At 62.4% G+C, this 17,610-nt stretch carries 16 protein-coding genes; 5 read left to right on the forward strand and 11 right to left on the reverse strand.

The features are described from left to right. Nucleotides 1-28: 28 nt before the first annotated feature. Entirely contained in the window at nt 29-895 is an 867-nt protein-coding gene (locus AC1DVN_RS08445; protein WP_007735961.1) for an SDR family oxidoreductase, read from the forward strand. Between the two features lie 4 nt (nt 896-899). Continuing rightward, complete coding sequence (locus AC1DVN_RS08450; protein ID WP_477993702.1) at nt 900-3,098, forward strand: acyl-CoA dehydrogenase; 2,199 nt, start codon at nt 900-902, stop codon at nt 3,096-3,098. 19 nt (nt 3,099-3,117) lie between these two features. Here the strand turns inward: AC1DVN_RS08450 and AC1DVN_RS08455 are convergent, their stop codons facing one another. From AC1DVN_RS08455 to AC1DVN_RS08480, 6 genes are all read right to left on the reverse strand, one after another. After that, nucleotides 3,118-4,530, reverse strand: coding sequence for an amidase (locus tag AC1DVN_RS08455; protein WP_172932433.1), 1,413 nt, complete (start codon nt 4,528-4,530; stop codon nt 3,118-3,120). Between the two features lie 89 nt (nt 4,531-4,619). After that, on the reverse strand, nt 4,620-4,778 hold the full coding sequence (locus tag AC1DVN_RS08460) for a hypothetical protein (protein WP_020905720.1): 159 nt from the start codon (nt 4,776-4,778) through the stop codon (nt 4,620-4,622). Nucleotides 4,779-4,922: 144 nt separating this feature from the next. Then, on the reverse strand, nt 4,923-5,573 hold the full coding sequence (locus AC1DVN_RS08465; RefSeq protein ID WP_477846185.1) for a sterol desaturase family protein: 651 nt from the start codon (nt 5,571-5,573) through the stop codon (nt 4,923-4,925). Next, a complete protein-coding gene (locus tag AC1DVN_RS08470; protein WP_477846184.1) occupies nt 5,570-6,292 on the reverse strand; it encodes a FadR/GntR family transcriptional regulator in 723 nt (240 codons plus the stop codon). Before AC1DVN_RS08470 ends, AC1DVN_RS08465 begins: the two co-directional genes overlap by 4 nt. A gap of 54 nt (nt 6,293-6,346) precedes the next feature. Next, nucleotides 6,347-7,318, reverse strand: a complete 972-nt coding sequence (locus AC1DVN_RS08475) for an ABC transporter substrate-binding protein (RefSeq protein ID WP_060938702.1) — start codon at nt 7,316-7,318, stop codon at nt 6,347-6,349. A gap of 53 nt (nt 7,319-7,371) precedes the next feature. After that, nucleotides 7,372-8,262 (reverse strand): helix-turn-helix domain-containing protein, encoded by an 891-nt coding sequence (locus AC1DVN_RS08480; protein WP_198538398.1) that lies wholly within the window; start codon nt 8,260-8,262, stop codon nt 7,372-7,374. Between the two features lie 152 nt (nt 8,263-8,414). Here AC1DVN_RS08480 and AC1DVN_RS08485 point away from each other — a divergent pair, with 152 nt between their 5' ends. Further along, the gene (locus tag AC1DVN_RS08485) at nt 8,415-9,428 is read left to right on the forward strand and encodes an ABC transporter substrate-binding protein (RefSeq protein ID WP_060938701.1); all 1,014 of its coding nucleotides are present in this window, start codon (nt 8,415-8,417) and stop codon (nt 9,426-9,428) included. Between the two features lie 12 nt (nt 9,429-9,440). Here AC1DVN_RS08485 and AC1DVN_RS08490 read toward each other — a convergent pair whose 3' ends face one another. Genes AC1DVN_RS08490 through AC1DVN_RS08500 form a run of 3 tightly spaced genes read right to left on the reverse strand, consistent with a single transcriptional unit; the run spans nt 9,441 to nt 13,424 of the window. Continuing rightward, nucleotides 9,441-10,892: an amidase gene (locus AC1DVN_RS08490; RefSeq protein ID WP_060938700.1), complete on the reverse strand. Its 1,452-nt coding sequence runs from the start codon at nt 10,890-10,892 to the stop codon at nt 9,441-9,443. 33 nt (nt 10,893-10,925) lie between these two features. Then, entirely contained in the window at nt 10,926-12,188 is a 1,263-nt protein-coding gene (locus AC1DVN_RS08495) for an amidohydrolase (RefSeq protein WP_477993703.1), read from the reverse strand. Nucleotides 12,189-12,215: 27 nt separating this feature from the next. Beyond that, the gene (locus AC1DVN_RS08500; protein WP_020968083.1) at nt 12,216-13,424 is read right to left on the reverse strand and encodes an MFS transporter; all 1,209 of its coding nucleotides are present in this window, start codon (nt 13,422-13,424) and stop codon (nt 12,216-12,218) included. Nucleotides 13,425-13,523: 99 nt separating this feature from the next. Here AC1DVN_RS08500 and AC1DVN_RS08505 point away from each other — a divergent pair, with 99 nt between their 5' ends. Next, a complete protein-coding gene (locus AC1DVN_RS08505; RefSeq protein WP_019746357.1) occupies nt 13,524-14,543 on the forward strand; it encodes an Lrp/AsnC family transcriptional regulator in 1,020 nt (339 codons plus the stop codon). Nucleotides 14,544-14,546: 3 nt separating this feature from the next. On the opposite strand, the gene AC1DVN_RS08510 is transcribed toward AC1DVN_RS08505, so the two are convergent. Then, nucleotides 14,547-15,260, reverse strand: coding sequence for a TMEM165/GDT1 family protein (locus AC1DVN_RS08510; RefSeq protein ID WP_019746358.1), 714 nt, complete (start codon nt 15,258-15,260; stop codon nt 14,547-14,549). Nucleotides 15,261-15,552: 292 nt separating this feature from the next. Further along, nucleotides 15,553-16,080 carry a hypothetical protein gene (locus AC1DVN_RS08515; protein WP_019746359.1) on the reverse strand — a complete coding sequence of 176 codons (528 nt, stop codon included), beginning with the start codon at nt 16,078-16,080 and terminating at the stop codon, nt 15,553-15,555. 165 nt (nt 16,081-16,245) lie between these two features. On the opposite strand from AC1DVN_RS08515, the gene AC1DVN_RS08520 reads away from it, so the two are divergent. Further along, nucleotides 16,246-17,595 carry a DUF1254 domain-containing protein gene (locus AC1DVN_RS08520; RefSeq protein WP_021342411.1) on the forward strand — a complete coding sequence of 450 codons (1,350 nt, stop codon included), beginning with the start codon at nt 16,246-16,248 and terminating at the stop codon, nt 17,593-17,595. The last annotated feature ends 15 nt before the right edge of the window (nt 17,596-17,610 follow it).

Consider the following 17,610-nt stretch of genomic DNA (forward strand, 5'->3'; position numbering starts at 1 on the left):
ACAACTGAACTGATGGGAATCTGAACTGATGGGAAGTCTCGACGGTCGCGTAGCGATCATCACCGGAGCAGGACGCGGCATCGGCCGTGAGCATGCGCTGCTCTTCGCTCGTGAGGGTGCGAGCGTCGTGGTCAACGATCTCGGCGGCGCAAACGACGGATCGGGCGCAGATGCCGGCCCGGCGCAGCAGGTAGTCGACGAGATCGTCGCCGCAGGCGGAAAGGCTGTTGCCAACACCGACAACATCGCCACCTGGGACGGGGCCGAGGGCCTCGTCAAGCAGGCCGTCAGCGAGTTCGGCCGACTCGACGTACTGGTCAACAACGCCGGCATTCTTCGTGACGCCTTCATCGCCGGTATGGACGAGAGCCAGTGGGACGCAGTCATTGCCGTGCACCTCAAGGGTCACGCGGCGACGCTGCACCACGCTGCCGCGTACTGGAAGGACCAGAGCAAGGCAGGCGAGACCGTCAACGCTTCGGTCATCAACACCGCTTCGGCTTCGGGTACCTTCATGCCCAACGCGGGCCAGGGCAACTACGGCGCCGCAAAGGCGGGCATCGCAGCCCTGACTCTGGTGGCCGCTGACGAGCTCGATCGATACGGCGTGCGTGTCAACGCTATTGCGCCGATCGCGCGTACTCGGCTGACGCTGGCGACACCCGGTATGGGCGCGTTGTTCGCCGCCGAGGTCCCCGAGGGTGAGTTCGACGCGTTTGCGCCGTCCAACATCTCCCCGCTGGTGGCCTATCTTGCGGCAGCGGATTGCAAGCTGACCGGCAAGGTGTATGCCGTTCAGGGTGGGGCCATCACGGAACTCGCCGGCTGGCACGGTGTGAACACCATCGAGAGCGAGGGTCCCTGGACCACCGCCGACCTCGCAGAACGTCTGTAAGCGCATGGCACGCAACGCATACGAACTCGGCCTCGGGCTGAGTGAGGAGCACACCGCACTCGCAGATTCGGTGCGGTCATTCGCCGAGCGCACCATCACTACCGAGCAGGTGCGCGCGGCGGTGGAGTCGAGGACCGAGGACAAGTTCCCCGAGTTCTGGACGGCCCTGGTCGGGCAAGACCTTCTCGGGCTCGCGGTTCCGGAAGAACAGGGTGGTCACGGCGCCGGTCTGCTGACCTTGGCGGTGGCACTGGAAGCATTGGGCCGCACTGTCTCTCCCGGCCCGTTTGTTCCGACGGTATTGGCAAGCGCCGTTCTCGGTGCCGCCGATTCCAAGGCGGGACCCGAGTTCCTGCCGGGTCTGATCGACGGAAGTCGTACGGCAGCAGTCGCCTTGGGTGCACCGTTGACGGCCGAGTCGTCGGACGGCGGATACAAGATCACGGGCGCACTCGACGGTGTGCTCGGCGGTGAACACGCCGACGTGCTGCTGGTCCCGATCCAGTTGCCCGAGGGTGTCTGTTACGCGGTGCTCGAGAGCAGCGCAGTCGCGATCACCGTGCAGGACAGCATCGACGTGCTGCGCGGCAGTGCGCGGATCGAAGCTGACAATGTTCAGATCAGCGCCGAACGGATACTCGACGGTCTCACCGAGGCGCGGGTACGGTCCATTGCCGCAGTCGTTCTCGGTGCCGAAGACGTCGGCGTCATGTCCTGGTGTGTTTCCACTGCGTCGGAGTACGCCAAGACACGCGTGCAGTTCGGGCGACCCATCGGCCAGTTCCAGGGCGTCAAGCACAAGTGTGCGCAGATGGGCATTGCGCTCGAGCAGGCACGCGCCGTTGTGTGGGATGCGGCAAGCGCATTGGACAAGGGCGACGACACGGCAGATTTTGCCGCCGATATCGCCGCAGTCATCGTGCCGGACGCCGCAGTACAGGTAGCGCAGGATTGTGTGCAGGTCCACGGCGGCATCGGATTCACGTGGGAGCACGACGCCCACCTGTACTACCGGCGCGCGCTCTCGATCCGCGGCATTCTCGGTACCCGCGAGGATCGTGCCAACCGTGTTGCGCAGCAGGCACTTGACGGTGTCAGCCGGGCTTCGGTTCTCGAACTGCCGCCCGAGGCAGAGGAGATCCGCGGCGGCATCGCGGCCGAGCTTGCCCAGTTGGTCGAGCTTGACGAGGACGACCAGCTCATCGCGCTCGGCGACGGCGGCTGGGTTCAGCCTCACCTGCCGAAGCCGTACGGGCGCAGCGCCGCTCCGCTCGAGCAGATCGTCATCTCCCAGGAGATCAAGGCTGCGGGTATCTCGATGCCGCAGCTCCTGATGGGCACCTGGGCCGTGCAGGCCGTCGTAGCGCATGGTTCGGACAAGCAGAAGCAGGAATTGGCAATACCGACCCTGCAGGGTGAGCTTGTGTGGTGCCAGCTCTTCAGTGAGCCCGGTGCTGGTTCCGACCTCGCGTCATTGTCCACGAAGGCCGAAAAGGTCGACGGCGGTTGGAAGATCACCGGTCAGAAGATCTGGACCACGGTTGCGCAGTTCTCCGACTGGGCAATGCTGATCGCCCGTACGGACGCCACCAAGCCGAAGCATCAGGGCATCACCTACTTCGTGCTCGATATGTCGACACCGGGCATCACCGTCCGCCCGCTGCGTGAGATGACGGGTTCGGCGTTGTTCAACGAGGTGTTCCTCGACGACGTGTTCATCCCCGACGAGAACGTGGTCGGCGAGGTCAACGACGGCTGGAACGTCGCACGTACGACGCTGGCCGGCGAGCGCGTCGCCCTGAGCCAGAAGATGGAGGCGTACGCCTCGGACTCCGATCTACTGAAGTTCGCGAAGTCAGCAGACCTGAGCCCGATCGGGCGCTACCGCGTCGGCGAGCTGGTTGCCGAGAGTCAGGCGATCGACCTCATCGGCTCCCGCGTTGTGCTCAAGCAACTTTCGGGAATCGACGTGAGTACGACGTCGAGCGTCGGCAAGCTGTTGGCGATGAAGATCAGCCAGTCGATCGCCGAGTTCGTCGTCGCCGAACTGGGTGCTGCCGGAGCGGTCAGCATCCCAGGTCAGCCGAGCGACAAGGCGATGGAGCAGCTCATTTCGGGCCGTGCCACCACCATTTACGGCGGCACAACCGAGGTGCAACTCAACGTGATCGGTGAGCGCATGCTCGGATTGCCGCGAGACTGAGGGTATTTACCGGTGAGGCTCAGTCCTGGATTCTTCTCCAGGGCTGAGCCTCTTCCAGTTCGAAGGCCAATTCGAGGAGCGTGCGCTCGTCGCCGAGATCGGCGGAGAAATGCGAAGCCAACGGCAAACCGTTGCTGGTCTGGTGCATCGGTAGCGAAATCGCGGGACCACCGGAGATGTTGTTCAGCGGCGTGAACGACGTGTACGCGATCAACTTGTCGAAGAGTTCCTCGAAAGGCTGAGCGGGAGAGAGGTATCCGAGCTCGGGGGTGGTGTGCCCCAGAGCCGGCGAGAGCACGACGTCGTACTTCAAGAACATGGCGCTGTACTGCTGCTGGAGCCGTCGCAGGCGGTAGAGCACGCGCGGCGTCTTCACCAGGTTCTTCCGGTACAGCGTGTAGAGGCCCTTCGTGAGATTGTCGGTGCCGGACTTGTCGAAGTCGGGCCCGAGCATCTGTTTGCCACCGGTGGAGATGGCAAACGATAAAAAGCCCCAGTAGATGCTGAAGTCGTCGATGAATTCCGGTCCGACTGGCAATGCCGCGTCCTCGACGTGATGGCCAAGGCCGGCAAGGAGTTCAGCCGTAGCTTCGACGGACTTGCGTGTCTCGTCGTCGGTCTTGGTGACCGTCACGGAATCGGTGATCACGCCGACGCGCAGGCGGGTTGAGCTGGGTCCTTCGATCAGGCGAACCGGTGCGAGTCGTGGATTGCGGTAGTAACTTTCGGCCGCTGACATCCATCGTGCGGTGTCGCGAACCGTGCGGGTGACGGCGCCCTGAGAGATCAGCCGGATCGGCATCGACTTGTCGGCCGGATCGGCGATGGTACGGCCGCGAGTGGGTTTGAGTCCGACCAGTCCGCAGGCAGCGGCGGGAATGCGAATCGATCCACCACCGTCGTTGGCGTGCGCGATCGGGAGGACTCCGGCAGCAACCAGTGCGGCAGCGCCACCCGAGGAAGCGCCCGACGAGTAGGCCGGGTTCCACGGGTTGTGCACGGGTTCTTCTGTCATGTACTCGGTGGACGCACTGAATCCGAACTCGGGCAGTCGGGTCTTGCCGATCGAAATGGCCCCGGTGGAGAGGAACTGATTCGCGAAATCGCTGTCAGCCTTGGCGGGGACTGCTGTGAAGGCGGTGCTGCCCTGCTGGGTGGGAAGGCCGGCGCTGTCGGTGTTGTCCTTGATCGCGGTGGGGACGCCGGCGAAGATGCCCGCGGCCGGCCGGTTGCTCCTGGCAAGGGCGCGATCGAAGTCTGTGCAGGCCAAACCGTTCAATTGCCCCTGCACTGCCTCGGCGCGCGCGATCGACGCCTCCATGACTTCCCGTGCGGTCACCTCGCCTGATTCGATCCGGGCGGCGACGCCGGTGGCGTCGAGATCGCCCAGGGCGTCATCGGTGAATGCGTGGACGGGGGTGTTGGGGCTCATGGGGATCCTTGTCAGGCGGAGGCACTCAGGTCGTCCGTCCAGCATATTGGACGGACGACCCTGAGTGGCGCTATCTGTGGATTGCGGTATCAGCTACCGAAGATCGTCACAGCCTGCTCTGCTGCCTGCGGTGCCTGCTGGAACAGGCCCTGAGGGATGAACTGCTGAGGAATGAACTGCTGGGGACCCAACTGCTGGAAGTTCGTGACCATCGGGTGGATGACGTTGTTGAATACATCGTTGAACATGTGTTGTGTCCTTCGGTTACAGCGTTTTTCGAACTTCTGACTCCATCGACACTAAGCACGGTTCGGGTGGGTTTCAACGAAAATCACTGATACTCAGTCAAGTTCAAGTTCATTGCCAGCTAGGGGCCAGGAATCGGCGTTTCTTCACAGCTTCGACGCGGTGCCATGCAGGTTCTTGGCTGTCGGGGATGTCTCGACGGATTTGGGATCGGGGTACGTGCCCAGTACGCGATCGGCCGTTCCCGCGGTGGTGACGGTGAACCAGTAGTGCTCGTTCTTGAAGTGATGGTTGCGATGGTTGCGCCAAACCGACCGGTAGAGAGCAGTTTTCGGCTTGTAGTCACTGTGGATGAGGAAATGAGTCCACTCGTAGCCGAGACCGAGTACGGAAATGCAGGTCAGGAAGGTCAGCCCGAGTTCGACGCGGGGAAATGCCAGGAGTGCGACGGCAGTCAGGACGGGAATAACGATCAGGAGCGTCTGCCACGGAATGAAGATGAGTGAGACGGTTCGCGGGGCGAAATGGTGCTCCCGATGGCTGCGCGCCAGGCGTGAATCGAGGGTGACGCCGGCAATGGTCCGCGGCTTCCAATGGAGAACGAAGACGTGAATGATCCACTCCACGAAGGGGAATGCGGCAAGCATCACGAGCGGAACAAGAGCGTCGGTGATCTGCCAGTTGCCCAGCGTGAAGCGCGCTACCGCGGCGACCACCAACATCGTGCCGATCATCCAGGGCGTCGGTGACTTACGGAACGTTCGTGCTGCATCGGTCAGAGTGAGAGGCTTGCTCATGGTTTCAGTCCTTCCAGGAAGGTGAGAGCATCGCCGATTGCCGTCGTGCCGGTGTGAAGGAGCTGTGCGGCTGACGCCTCGGCAGTTGACTCGTCGTGTGAAGTGATGGCGGAGGCCAGTTTTCGATACAGGTCGGTCTGGCCGACTTCGGCGACCATGACGGAGGCAAGTGCAGTCATCGCCGGTTCGTATGCAGCGCGCAGGCTGTTGAAGATCAAACGGAAGGCAATGGAATCCGCGCTGTCGACGACGACGTCCCAGAACACCAGAGCGCGGTCTTGCAGCTCCGCCGGATCTTCGGTGGCGCCTAGTTGATCCACGGCCGTGTCGAGTTCTCGGGCAGATTCCGCGGAGATGCGACGGGCGGCCAGCACCGCGATCTGCGGTCCCATCAACTCGCGAGTTTCCAGGACGCTGCGCACCACGGTCAGGTCGGGGACGCCGTCTCGAACCAACAACTGGGGGAGAAGCTCGGGTCCGGCCTGGCGTCGAAAATCTCGCACGGACGTGGACTCGCCCTGGCGGACCTCGACGAGCCCGGCCTGGGCGAGCTTCTGAATTGCCTCGCGGACTGCGGGCCGCGAGACACCGAATGCCTCGGCGAGCTTGCGCTCGCTGGGTAGCGCCTCACCCGCGGCCAACTCTCCGGCCAGCACTTTCACTGAAATCTGGTCGAACACTGCGCCGGAAGCGGAGGTACGTGCAACGGGTTGGAACATGTACCGACCGTAAACTCTAACTGGTGAGAGGTCAAGTGGTATGACCAGTTAGCGTCACTGCAGATTGCGAGTGGTGTCCGCCAACTTGTTCAGGAAGTCCGTGTAGGTGAGTGCGAATCCCACCTTGTCGTCGTAGTCGAGCGGTGCAACATTGCCGGCGGCCACGGCTGGAACACGATCCCACGCCGGGTTGCCCGGCCAGGAGTCGAGATTCTGGGCGACGACGAGATCGGCGTCGGCGAGCACATCCGCATTCTCCCAACCGAATTCGGCGCTGTAGCCGCCGATCGCGGCCGACTGAGCGGCGGTGATCGCGTCGTTGGACAAGATCGTGTAACCGAGTGACGACGCTACGTCGACGGTCAGGTTGTTCGGGGTGTTGAACACGAAGAACTTGTCCTCGATCAGCGATACGAAGGCGATCGTCTTGGTCTGCGCGACGGAACCGACGTCGTCGCGGGCAGTGGCGAGAGCGGCTTCGTACCGCGCCTGTGCTGCCGAGGCGGCGGCGGTCTTGCCCAGTAGTGCCAGTTGCTCGCCCATGAATCCCAGAGGCCCGCCGAGTGATTCGGTCTTCTTGTCGGGCGAGCTGCCGTCCTGGATCACCAGAACCGGTGCGATGTCCTCGAAAGTGAGGTTCTGTGACTTGTAGCTCTCGTACCAGCCGACGGAGATGAGGATCAGGTCCGGGTTGTAGCTCAGCACGTCCTCCTTACTGAGATTGCCGCCCAAATGCCCCGCATCGGCCGGGACCTTGGATGCGAGATGGCTCGACTCGTCGTAATCGAGGGCGACGATCGGGTAATCGGCGAGAAGTGCGAACTCGAGGGACGTCCGGGAGTCGATGACAACTACTCGCTGCGGGTCGGCAGGTATCTGGGCGGAGTACCCCGCGAAGCTGTAGTCGATGGTCTCGGCCGAAGGCGAGGGCTGGTCGTCGGACGAGCTGCACGAGGCGAGCGTGCCGATCAGGATCGCGCCGACCGCGAGTGCGATAGACCTGGCAAAACGGCGGCGGTGGTGCATCTGTGGTGTTCTCCAACGTGTTCGGGCAACATGGTTTGCCTTGCCTAACAACGCTAACGTGTCACCCGTGCGGGTTTGGTGCCATTCTGATGCGGTTTCATGACAGGTGAGAACGAGCGGAAGTACGCGGCGGGGGTGTGGCCGATGACCTGCCTGAACAGGTCGATGAACGTTCCAGGGTTGGCATACCCGAGGCCGCGGGCCACGGCGACGACAGGTTTGCCTGCGGCAATCTCGATCAATGCAACGCGGACGCGCACCAGAATTCGCCATTGAGTGAGCGTCGTGCCGGTGTCTGCCTGGAAGCGACGCATCAAGGTCCGGCCACTCACGCCGATGGTGCGAGCCCAGTCGGAAGTGGTGCGGTCGTCCGCCGGATCGGCGATGATCTGCTGGGCAATCGAAAGAAGGTCAGGCGTTCTCGGCAACGGAATGTCGAGACTCGCGGCCTGAACGGGATGGATGAGGTCGATTGCCACCTGCTGTAGCCGTAGTCGCTTCAGGTCGGGCATGGCGTTGTTCTCGTTGTGTAACAACACCTCCCGAAGTGCACCGGTCATGGGTATGCCGACTATCGAGTCCCAATCGGTGTCGATTCGATCCGGCGTCAGGTACGTCGCGAAGATGACGGCGCCGTCGTCGGAGCGGACACGGTGCGCAGTGCCGGCAGGAATCCAGATGCCGAGCATCGGCGGAACCATCCAGAGGTGTTCGGACGCTTCGAGGGTGACGGTCCCACCTGCCGACCACAGCAGTTCATGTTCGCGGTGGGTATGGAAATCCCAGACGCCAGTTGCCGTGCTCTTGAACCGGATGGTGCTGACGGACCACGGCTCCGCGACGATCCGGTTCGGGGTGGACACCGGCTCGTTCCACGTCGACGGTTCCAGGGTCGGCGCTCCCCACAACATGATGCCGGGGAAGTCCTGTCGCGAAGGCGTCACGAACCAAGAACGTACCGGCTTCCGGCCGTCGACCGAGGGGGTGCGCGTATCGATGGCTCGATCGAAACAGTGGTTGGCCATGACGCTTCACCGTAACAGTGCAGGTGAGAGTAATTTTAGGTAGCCCTAATTCGGATACCGTCAGGAAACCCATGACATCACTTCTCTTGCCTACCGCTGATACCGATGCCGAGTTCGCTCGCATCACCGCAGCACTTACCCGACGCGGTTTCCTCGGGGCCGGTGCCTTGGCGGGGATCGGATTGCTCACGGCCTGTGGAACCAGCTCCAGTGAATCGGCCGAGGGCTCGATGCGCACCATCAACACGGCACTGGGGCAGGTGGAGGTTCCCACCAACCCGCAGCGAGTGGTCAGCGCCGATTACTACACGGGCCCCGCGATGTTCGACGCCGGATTCACGCCCGTCGGATTGCCGGTGGACTACGAGAACGCCGACGGTGTCCCGGAACCGTATGCGTCTGCCCTGCGGTCTCTTCCGAAGGTGGGACGCTGGTACGAGCCCAACGCCGAGGCGATAGCGGCTTTGTCTCCCGACTTGATCGTGATGACCAACCTCCTTTCGGAGAACAACCCGGATCTTTACGAGCAGATCCGGTCGATTGCACCGACCGCAGTTTTTGCCGAAGACGGCCAGTACGCGTGGAAGGAGCGCGCCCTCGGGGTCGCGGACGCACTCAACCAGAGTGCGAAGGTTCAAGAGTTGGCAGACCGGTACGAGGCGCGGATCGCGAAGTTCCGCAGCGACAATGCTGACGTGTTGAGCAAGGTGAAGGTCGTCTACACCACGTACTTCGAGGAGAGTGGTTTCTCGCTGTACTCGCCGACCAAGTATCAGACGACGGTCATCAGCGAGGCCGGGTTCGAGTTCAACGACCGCTCACTCGCAATTCCCGCCGGCAGCAACGAGTGGTTCCCGAAGGAGCAGTTGGAGCTACTCGACGAAGCCGACGTCATAATCACCAACAGTGGCAAGGGTCCCATCAACGAGAAGTTGGCGAACGACACCATCTTCCAGCGTCTGCGCGCCGTCAAGAACGATCAGGTGTACTCGTTCGACTACGAGGGCGTCGCGTCGTTCGGTTGGGCCCTGACGTTCCTCGAGCAGTTCCAGTCGATTGCTGAGGAGATCAGAGCCAAGCTCTGATCTCCTCAGCGATCAAGAGGAAGCCGGCGTCACCACATCCAGCCTCGGTTGATGCTGGTCGGTGTATGCCCACGGGCGGATCTTCTCCAGTGCTTTGCCGATCCGGAACACGGTCGGTTCGTCGTACGTATGGCCGACGATCTGGACGCCCGTGGGAACGCCGTTGTGTGCGTGTCCACTGGGCACCGCCAGTACGGGACACCGATTGGCGACGTTGAACGGCAACGTGAGAAGTGCTTCGGCGGTGGTGTTCACGTGCTGGCCCGCAACCGTGAGGCCGTCGAGCAAAGACTCGCCTGCCGGGAAGGCGATGGTGCCCGAAGTCGGGCAGATCAGCGCATCGAATGGAGCCATCGCCTCGGCGAGCTCTCGTTGCATCTGGGTTTCTTTGCGAAGGCCGTCCAGAAATGACATTTCCGCAGCGCCCTTCGACGTGATCGCGACGTTGTCGAGCGTGTAGTCGGCAAGAAGATCACCGTGGACGCGAGCAACTTCCGCGACGGATGCACCCATGATCGTTCCGAAATGGACTTTCACCGCTGCTGCCATCGAATCACGAGTCCACGGCAACTCGATCTCCTCGACGATCGCGCCGGCATCGACCAACGACTGTGCGAGAGCCCGGGTGTTCGCCTCGATGTCAGGCTCGATGGGGAAGTCACCGAGCCGCAGGCACAGGGCAATGCGCATTCCCTCGACCGACGGGTACTCGTGTGGCAGCATGATCGCCGGCCTCAGGGAAGAATGGTCACGCGGATCCGGCCCGATCAGAACGTTGGCCAAAAGAATTGCGTCGTCGACAGTTCGGGCCATCGGACCGTCGCCACGGTAGGAATCCATGGACAGCGGGGCGACCCCGGGAATGCGGCCGTACGACGCTTTGAGCCCGACGGTGCCGGTGAAGCCTGCCGGGCCCCGCGTCGACCCGCCGATATCGGATGCTGTTGCCAGAGTGGTAGTTCCGGCAGCGAGGGCGGCGCCCGCGCCTCCGGATGAACCGCCGGGACTGTAATCGAGGTTCCAGGGATTGCGAGTCACGCCCCACAGTGGAGAGTGCGTGAACGCCGCAACACAGAACTCCGGCGTCGTGGTGCGTGCGTGAATCAAGCCGCCTGCTGCCAGAACTCGATCGATCACCGGTGCGTTCTCGCGGGCGATGTTTCCGCGTGCCGCCAGCGAACCTTCGGTCAGAGACTTTCCGGCAATAGCGTGTTTTTCCTTGGCAGCTACCGGAATTCCCTCCAGCGGCCGCGGATCGGGTCCGTGGCCGAGATATCGGCTCTCAGCTTCCCGAGCGCCGGTCAGTGCCTCGTCGAACATCTCTTCGGTGAAGGCATTGATGTGAGGTTCGAACTTCTGGGTTCGGTCGACGACTGCTTGTAGCAGCTCGACCGGAGACAATTCTCGCGTGCGAAAGTGTTCAATAGCTTCGGTGGCGCTGAGGTAATGCAGGTCGTCTGACATGGCGTTATCTTCCTGGAGAAGTATGTGTAGGAATCACGCGCTTCGCGCAAGGGCGCCCAGTGCGGCCGCAGTCATAGCCGTGACACCTTCGGGTAGTGCCGCGGCCGGATCCGGCGCGAAGCGCGGTGAGTGATTCGAGGGTGTGCCGGGAGGAATCCGTCCCTCGGCGAGTGCGGCGAGAGCTCTTTCGTCGAAACTCCGAAGCGCCGTCCCGCCGAAATGCCAGAATACGGAGGGGCATTGGGCAGCAGTGCCGAAGACTCCGAAGTCCTCGCTGCCTGAAAGCGGTTGCGGCAGGGTGTGCATTCCCAATCCTGCCCGGCGTAGGTCGGACATCACCGTGGACGTTGCGTCCGGAGTGTTGACCGTGGCCGGAAAGCCGTTGTACGCATGAACGTCCGGCTGTTCGGCGGCGCCTGCTCCGTCCGCTTCTGCGCGAGCGATCCGGCCTACAGATTCGAGCATGTGTTCTCGCGACGATGCACTGAAAGTTCGCAGACTGAGTAGTAGTTCGGCGTCGTCGGCAATGATGTTCGCAGCTGTGCCGGCGTGCAATGCTCCCACCGTGAGCACCGGTGCTGTCGGGGTTGCCGCTTCATGAGCGACCAGACTTTGAATGCGCAGCGCGAAAGATGCTGCCATCAACAAGGGGTCGATGCACGCGTACGGCGAGGACGCATGTCCACCACGGCCGTGAAAAACCACTCGAATCGTGTCGGATGCTGCCATCAAGATGTCGGGTTTGCTGACCAGCATCCCAGCCGGAGTCGGGCCCACGTGTTGTCCCAGGCAGAGGTCCGGTCGCGGGAAGCGGTCGAAGATTCCGTCGTCGACCATCGCACGCGCGCCGGACCCGGTCTCCTCGGCAGGCTGGAAGACCGCGACAACAGTGCCGGTGATCGACGTCGGATCCGCGGAAAGTACTGCGCACGTGGCAAGTAGCGCGGTTACGTGGACGTCGTGGCCACACGCATGCATGACGCCATCCGTCTTGGAGGCGTATGACAACCCGGTGTCTTCTGCGACCGGCAACGCGTCCATGTCGGCGCGTAGCAGGATCACCGGCCCGCTGCTCCCTTGGAGAACACCGACGACACCCGTGCCGCCGACTCCGATCGTGACGTCCCAGCCGCCGATCCGCCGAAGCTCTTCGGCAACAAGTGCGGCAGTGCGAGTTTCGTTGCCGGACAACTCGGGGTGTGCGTGCAGGTCCCGGTACAGATCGAACCAGTGCGGCTCGACGGTTCGCAACCGCGACGGGTCTCCGAATTCAAGATTCGAAAGCAGTTGATTCATGGTCGATCTTCTTTCGGTTGGTGATGATCAGTTGGCGGTTTTCAGTTGCACCAGGTTCAGCATCTTTTCTCGGGTCTGCGGCGCTGCCATTACCGCGATGATCGCCACGACGGGCCCGAGCGCGAGCGATACGAACGCCGCTGACCAGGAGAGATGGTCCACGATGAATCCGAACACCAGCGGCGCGACAATCCCGGCGACCATGCCGCCGAAAATGATCATCGACGAGGCGGCTCCGACCACCGAAGAAGGCAGGCTACGAAGTGGGAGTGCAAAACACGGCATGAAAGCGAAAGAGGCAGCGGCAGATCCGAGGGTGACGAGAACGACGAACAAGGCCGTGTTGGAGGCGAAAGGAACTGAAACGAGCATCACGATGCACGCGAGCATGGACGGCACTACGACGATGCGGCTGTTGCCTGCCAGTCGATCCGAGATTCGGCCGCCGATGACGGTGGTCACGGCGGCCACCACGGTTGCCGGGATGAGAAGGAGGCTCGCACTCGAGAGGGCGATTCCACGTTCGTCATGGAGGTAGGACGGAACCCAGGACGACATCCCCCAGATCACGAAGTCGTAGCCGAAGAACATCAAGGCGAAGAGCCACATCGCGCGGGAGCGAAGTACGGTGCGCATGTTGTCCCAGGAGGAATCCGGACCGTGGTCGATCTCCGCCGGAAGTGCGGGCGGGAGCCACAACTTGATGCTGACGAGCGAGAGTACGCCGAGCGCCGCGACGGCCAGAAACATCCCACGCCAGCCGATCAACGGGAGAAGCGCTGCCGCAACGACAATGGCGAGAAGCGTACCGACGGCGTTGGAACTGTTCATCCATCCGGTTGCGGTGGCACGTTGCTCCGGGATGCTGCGTTCGGCAACCAGCTTTACTGCGGCTGCCGGAAACACGCCCTGTGCGAGACCGAAGAGAAAGCGAACAACCAGAAGCGTCCCGAACGACCACGCAAGGGCGGTGAGGCCGGTGAAGACACTCCACGCCACCAACCCGATCAGAGCCATCCGGACTGCGCCGTATCGATCGGCGAGCAGTCCACCAGGCAGTTGGGCCAGTGTGTATGCAATGAAGAACGTGGAGATGATCAATCCACGCTGGGAGTAGTCGAGATCGAACTCCTCACCGAGCAAAGGGAGGGCGAGGTTGATCGCCAGCCGATCTATGTAGTCGATCGCGTAGGCGACGAACAGCAGCGCGACCGTGACTTTGGTGGAGCGAAGCACTGGGCCTCCAAGTGGTGAACCTGTGAAGTGATTCACATATCTTCGGCAAACCGGCAGGGATCACCGGCCAGAATGCAGTAATCCAGCAATACTTGGCAGATGAAGCCGGAATCCGACGCATTTGTGATCGCGGAATCTGATCTGGAGATCATCAATGCACTCCAACTCAACCCCCGCGCGTCGTGGACACAGTTGTCGTCGGTACTCGACATGGATTCGACGACGATCGCCCGCCGGTGGCGTCGACTCGTCTCGAACGGTCATTCGTGGGTCAACGCGGTCGCAATCGGTCGAACCCACATATTCGGCTATCTCCTGATCAGGACCACTCAGGATGCGGTTGCCGACGTGGGGGAGCGGTTACGCGAGCTGGCCTGCGCTTATCTGTTGGCCAGGACGGAAGGTGAGTACGAGTACTTCGTCGGAGTTGTGGCCGCCGACCAGAAGAGTTTGGACGCCTTGGTGTGTGAGCACCTTGCTGCCGATCCTGGAATCTTGTCGATCAGAAGCCGGGTCGGGGTGAAGGTGTACCGAGACGGCTTCAGTTGGGAGCCGGGCGCTCTGGGGCAAGCAGGTCGCGCTCAGCTGGCAACCGCTGCGGCGCCGGCAGATCCGACAGTGTTCCGTGAGTCCGACGGTGCCCTGTTGGAGGCGCTCGGCCGTGACGGACGTGCCAGCTATGCGCGTCTCGCCGCGATTTGTGGAACGAACGAGACTGCGATTCGACGGCGCTTGGCCCAGCTGACTGCATCGCGACAGTTGATTTTCCGCTGCGATGTCTCGCAACAGGCTGTCGGTTCACCGTTCGAAGTGATCTTCGATGTCGCTGTGGACGGTTCCACCGACGAACTCGGCAATCTTGTGTCGAGTTGGCCGGAGATCAGATTGTTGGTGGCGACTACCGGAACAGCGAACATGTTGATCAGCGTGTGGCTGAGCAGCCTCGCGCAGAGTCTTGTCGTCGAGGATCGACTCCGCCGAATCGGTAGTGTGCGGATCCTCGATCGACGTGTCTCGCTGTACCCGATGAAGCGGTTCGGGCAGCTACTCGGACCGAGCGGAGTGGCGGAAGGTCATGTCCCGGTCGCGATTTGGGGCGCCGGCGACGTTATTCGTTGAGCGTCAGTCGATCGGCGTCCGATTGTCGTCGACGAGGTGTGTATCGGAGTCGGTCGCACGGGAGCGCTTCCAGATCATCCGTGCCAGCGCACCCAGTACGGACACTGCCAGGACAACGCCACCGCCGATGATGCCGGCCGACGAGTCGGGGAAGATGCCCTCGAGCAGCAGCCAGACACCGAAGACGAAGAACAGCACCGCGGCGCCGATCTTGATGAATCCGTCCGGGAGGTGCTTGCCCAGTACCGAGCCGACGATGATGGCGAGAGCGTCGGCCGCCACCATGCCTACCGTCGACCCGATCCAGACGCCGATCCAGTCGTTGTCTGTCGCAAGGGTGATGGTGGCGAGCATGGTCTTGTCGCCGAGTTCTGCCAGGAAGAAGGCAGACGCGACGGCGATGAAGGCGGATCGCGTGACGCGACCGGCTTTGTTCTGCTCGTCGTCGGTGAGATCGTCACCGCGCAGGGTCCAGAGGCCGAAGATCAGGAACGCGATCCCGCCGACGATGGAAATTGCCGCGGTGGGGAGTGCGACGCCCAGGTAGTGGCCGACGGCGACCGAGACAAGGTGAACAAGGGTGGTGGCGACGGTGATTCCGCCGAGGACGACCCACCAGCGATATCGCAAGGCAAACGTCATTGCCATCAGTTGCGACTTGTCGCCGAGTTCCGCGACGAAAATGACGCCGAAACTCAAAAGTATTGCGGCAAGCAAGGTTTACTCCTCCGGTCGGTGTAGGTCGGAGGAAAAATGCGAGCCTCCGGCCTGGGCAGGCGCATAGTGCGCTTGTCCGGCCGAAGGTCTCGCCCACCGAGGCCACAGGACCTTCGGTTCGCCAGGCCGGGTGCTTCGCGATCCACACCAGGCGGAGCGCGTCGAACCAGTATGTCGACACAGGCGATTGGGGGCTACTCCCCTTCGTTGCTACCCACGTTAGCGCGGTCGGCTCGAATTGGCAAAGCGCACAGCAAGTTTGGGAGTCCGAACTTATCGCTTACCGCGGCCGTCACGAAGCGAGGAGCATGGCCAAAACAGCGGTGTCGGGATCGCTGATCAAATCGATGCCGACGCGGCTGATCATGGAGACGACCGTGCCGTCCGGCTCTGCCTCCACCCAGGCCGCACGATGCTCCAAGCCCAGGTAGGGAAGTCCTGGCAGTAGTACGCACCCCGACGCGCTTCCCTCGCATTCCGGCAGGCTGGGGGTAGTTTCCGACGGCGGGTGCAGCATGATCAGCGCCGGCGGCTGATGGTCGGAGAAACGGCCGGGTGTCAGTGCAAAATCGCCGAGCACCGGACCTTCGGCAACCACCAGACCGACAGTGCCGGGTTGCGGATCCTCGGGAACGTCCTCACGCACTCCGAAGACCGTCGTCGTCGGCAACAATCCCGGCATCGAGGCCACTCGGACAGCCAGGGCGAGAAGCTGCGCCCACTCCTGGGTGGTGTCCGGCCAGCGGCCGGAAATGACGAAACCCTGCAAAGACCCAGCGGCTTGGAACGGAGAAATGCCTATTGCTTCGTTTCTGTTCATTTCTGTTCCTCCCTCGGTGCTGGGGCAAATCTCGGTCTGACGCGCATGCGTCGGTCCGGCACACCTCGTTGGGTAATCGAAATATGCACCTATTCGGTACTGGCACACAAGACAGGGAGAGTGCCAGCCAGGTTTGCGCTGGTGAGAGCGGTGGTATGCGCAGGCATGACTCTGTCGAAGAACCGTTCTCGGCTCGAAGACCTGGCAACGCAGGCGTGGATCTTCGGGTATCCCCTGTTGATTGCGGCGGTATCGCGTGACGTCATGACGGCGACGCCGACCCCGGTGGCGATGAAAGCCCCGCTCAACCAGTTCGCTTATGCGCGTACGACGCCCGATGCGAGCTTCACCGATGTCGTCTCGCCGAACGCGGACACTCTCTACTCGTCGGGGTGGCTGGACGTCTCGACGGAACCGCAGGTGCTCTCGCTGCCGGACTTCGGCACCCGGTACTGGTTGGTCCCCATCCTCGACGCGTGGAGCGACGTCTTCACGGTACCGGGATCTCGGACGGTAGGACGCACCGGGGGGCCGTACCTGGTGGCCGGACCGAATTGGAAAGGCAACGTGCCCAAGGGTTTGACGCTGCTGCGGTCGCCGACGGCGATGAATTGGATAGTCGCCCGCTACGCGACGTCAGGGGGAACGGACCTGGCCGAAGTGCACAGCCTGCAGGACCGGACGCGACTCACACCACTGTCGGAATGGACGGGTGACCCGAAGGCCTACACGCCCGGAGAAGTTCCGGTGAACTCCGCTGTCGACACGCGCACACCGCCGGTGGACCAGGTGGCAGCAATGGACGGCGAGGCCTTTTTCACCACGCTCGACGCACTTCTCGACGACAATCCTCCGCGTCCGGAGGATACCGAGATGATGAAACAGCTGTCCGACATCGGAATCGGCTCCTCGTTGCCCTGGAAATCGCGTCCGCAAGAGGTGCGTGATGCCCTCGACCGAGCTGCGCGAACCGGAATGGACGTGCTGAGCGAGATCGCCAAGGAGGCGGAAGGCAACCCGAAGAACGGCTGGACGATGCACCGCGGCTTGGGGCATTACGGAACTCATTACGCTCAGCGGGCGCTGATCGTCTGGCTCGGTTTCGGGGCCAACCTCGACGCAGATGCCGTGTACCCGCACGCCACCACCGACGTCGACGGTAAGCCTCTGACCGGTGAGAAGAAGTACGTACTTCATTTCGAGAAGGACGAGCTCCCGCCGGTCGAGGGATTTTGGTCGCTCACGATGATGAACGAGCGACAGTACTTCGTGGACAACCCGATCGATCGATATGCCATCGGCGATCGAAGTGATCTGGTGTTCGCCGACGACGGCTCGTTGGACATCTATCTCCAGCACGAGTCGCCTGGTGGCGAGAAGGAGCGGAACTGGCTGCCGGCTCCGTCCGGTGACTTCAACGTCTTTCTGCGCCTGTACTGGCCGAAGGCTGCAGTGCTTTCGGGATCGTGGACTGCGCCCGGTATTCGGGAAGCAAGTATTCGGGAAGCAGGCTGAAAGTCCCCTCGCTTC

The organism is Rhodococcus sp. P4_E4, assembly GCF_056401575.1.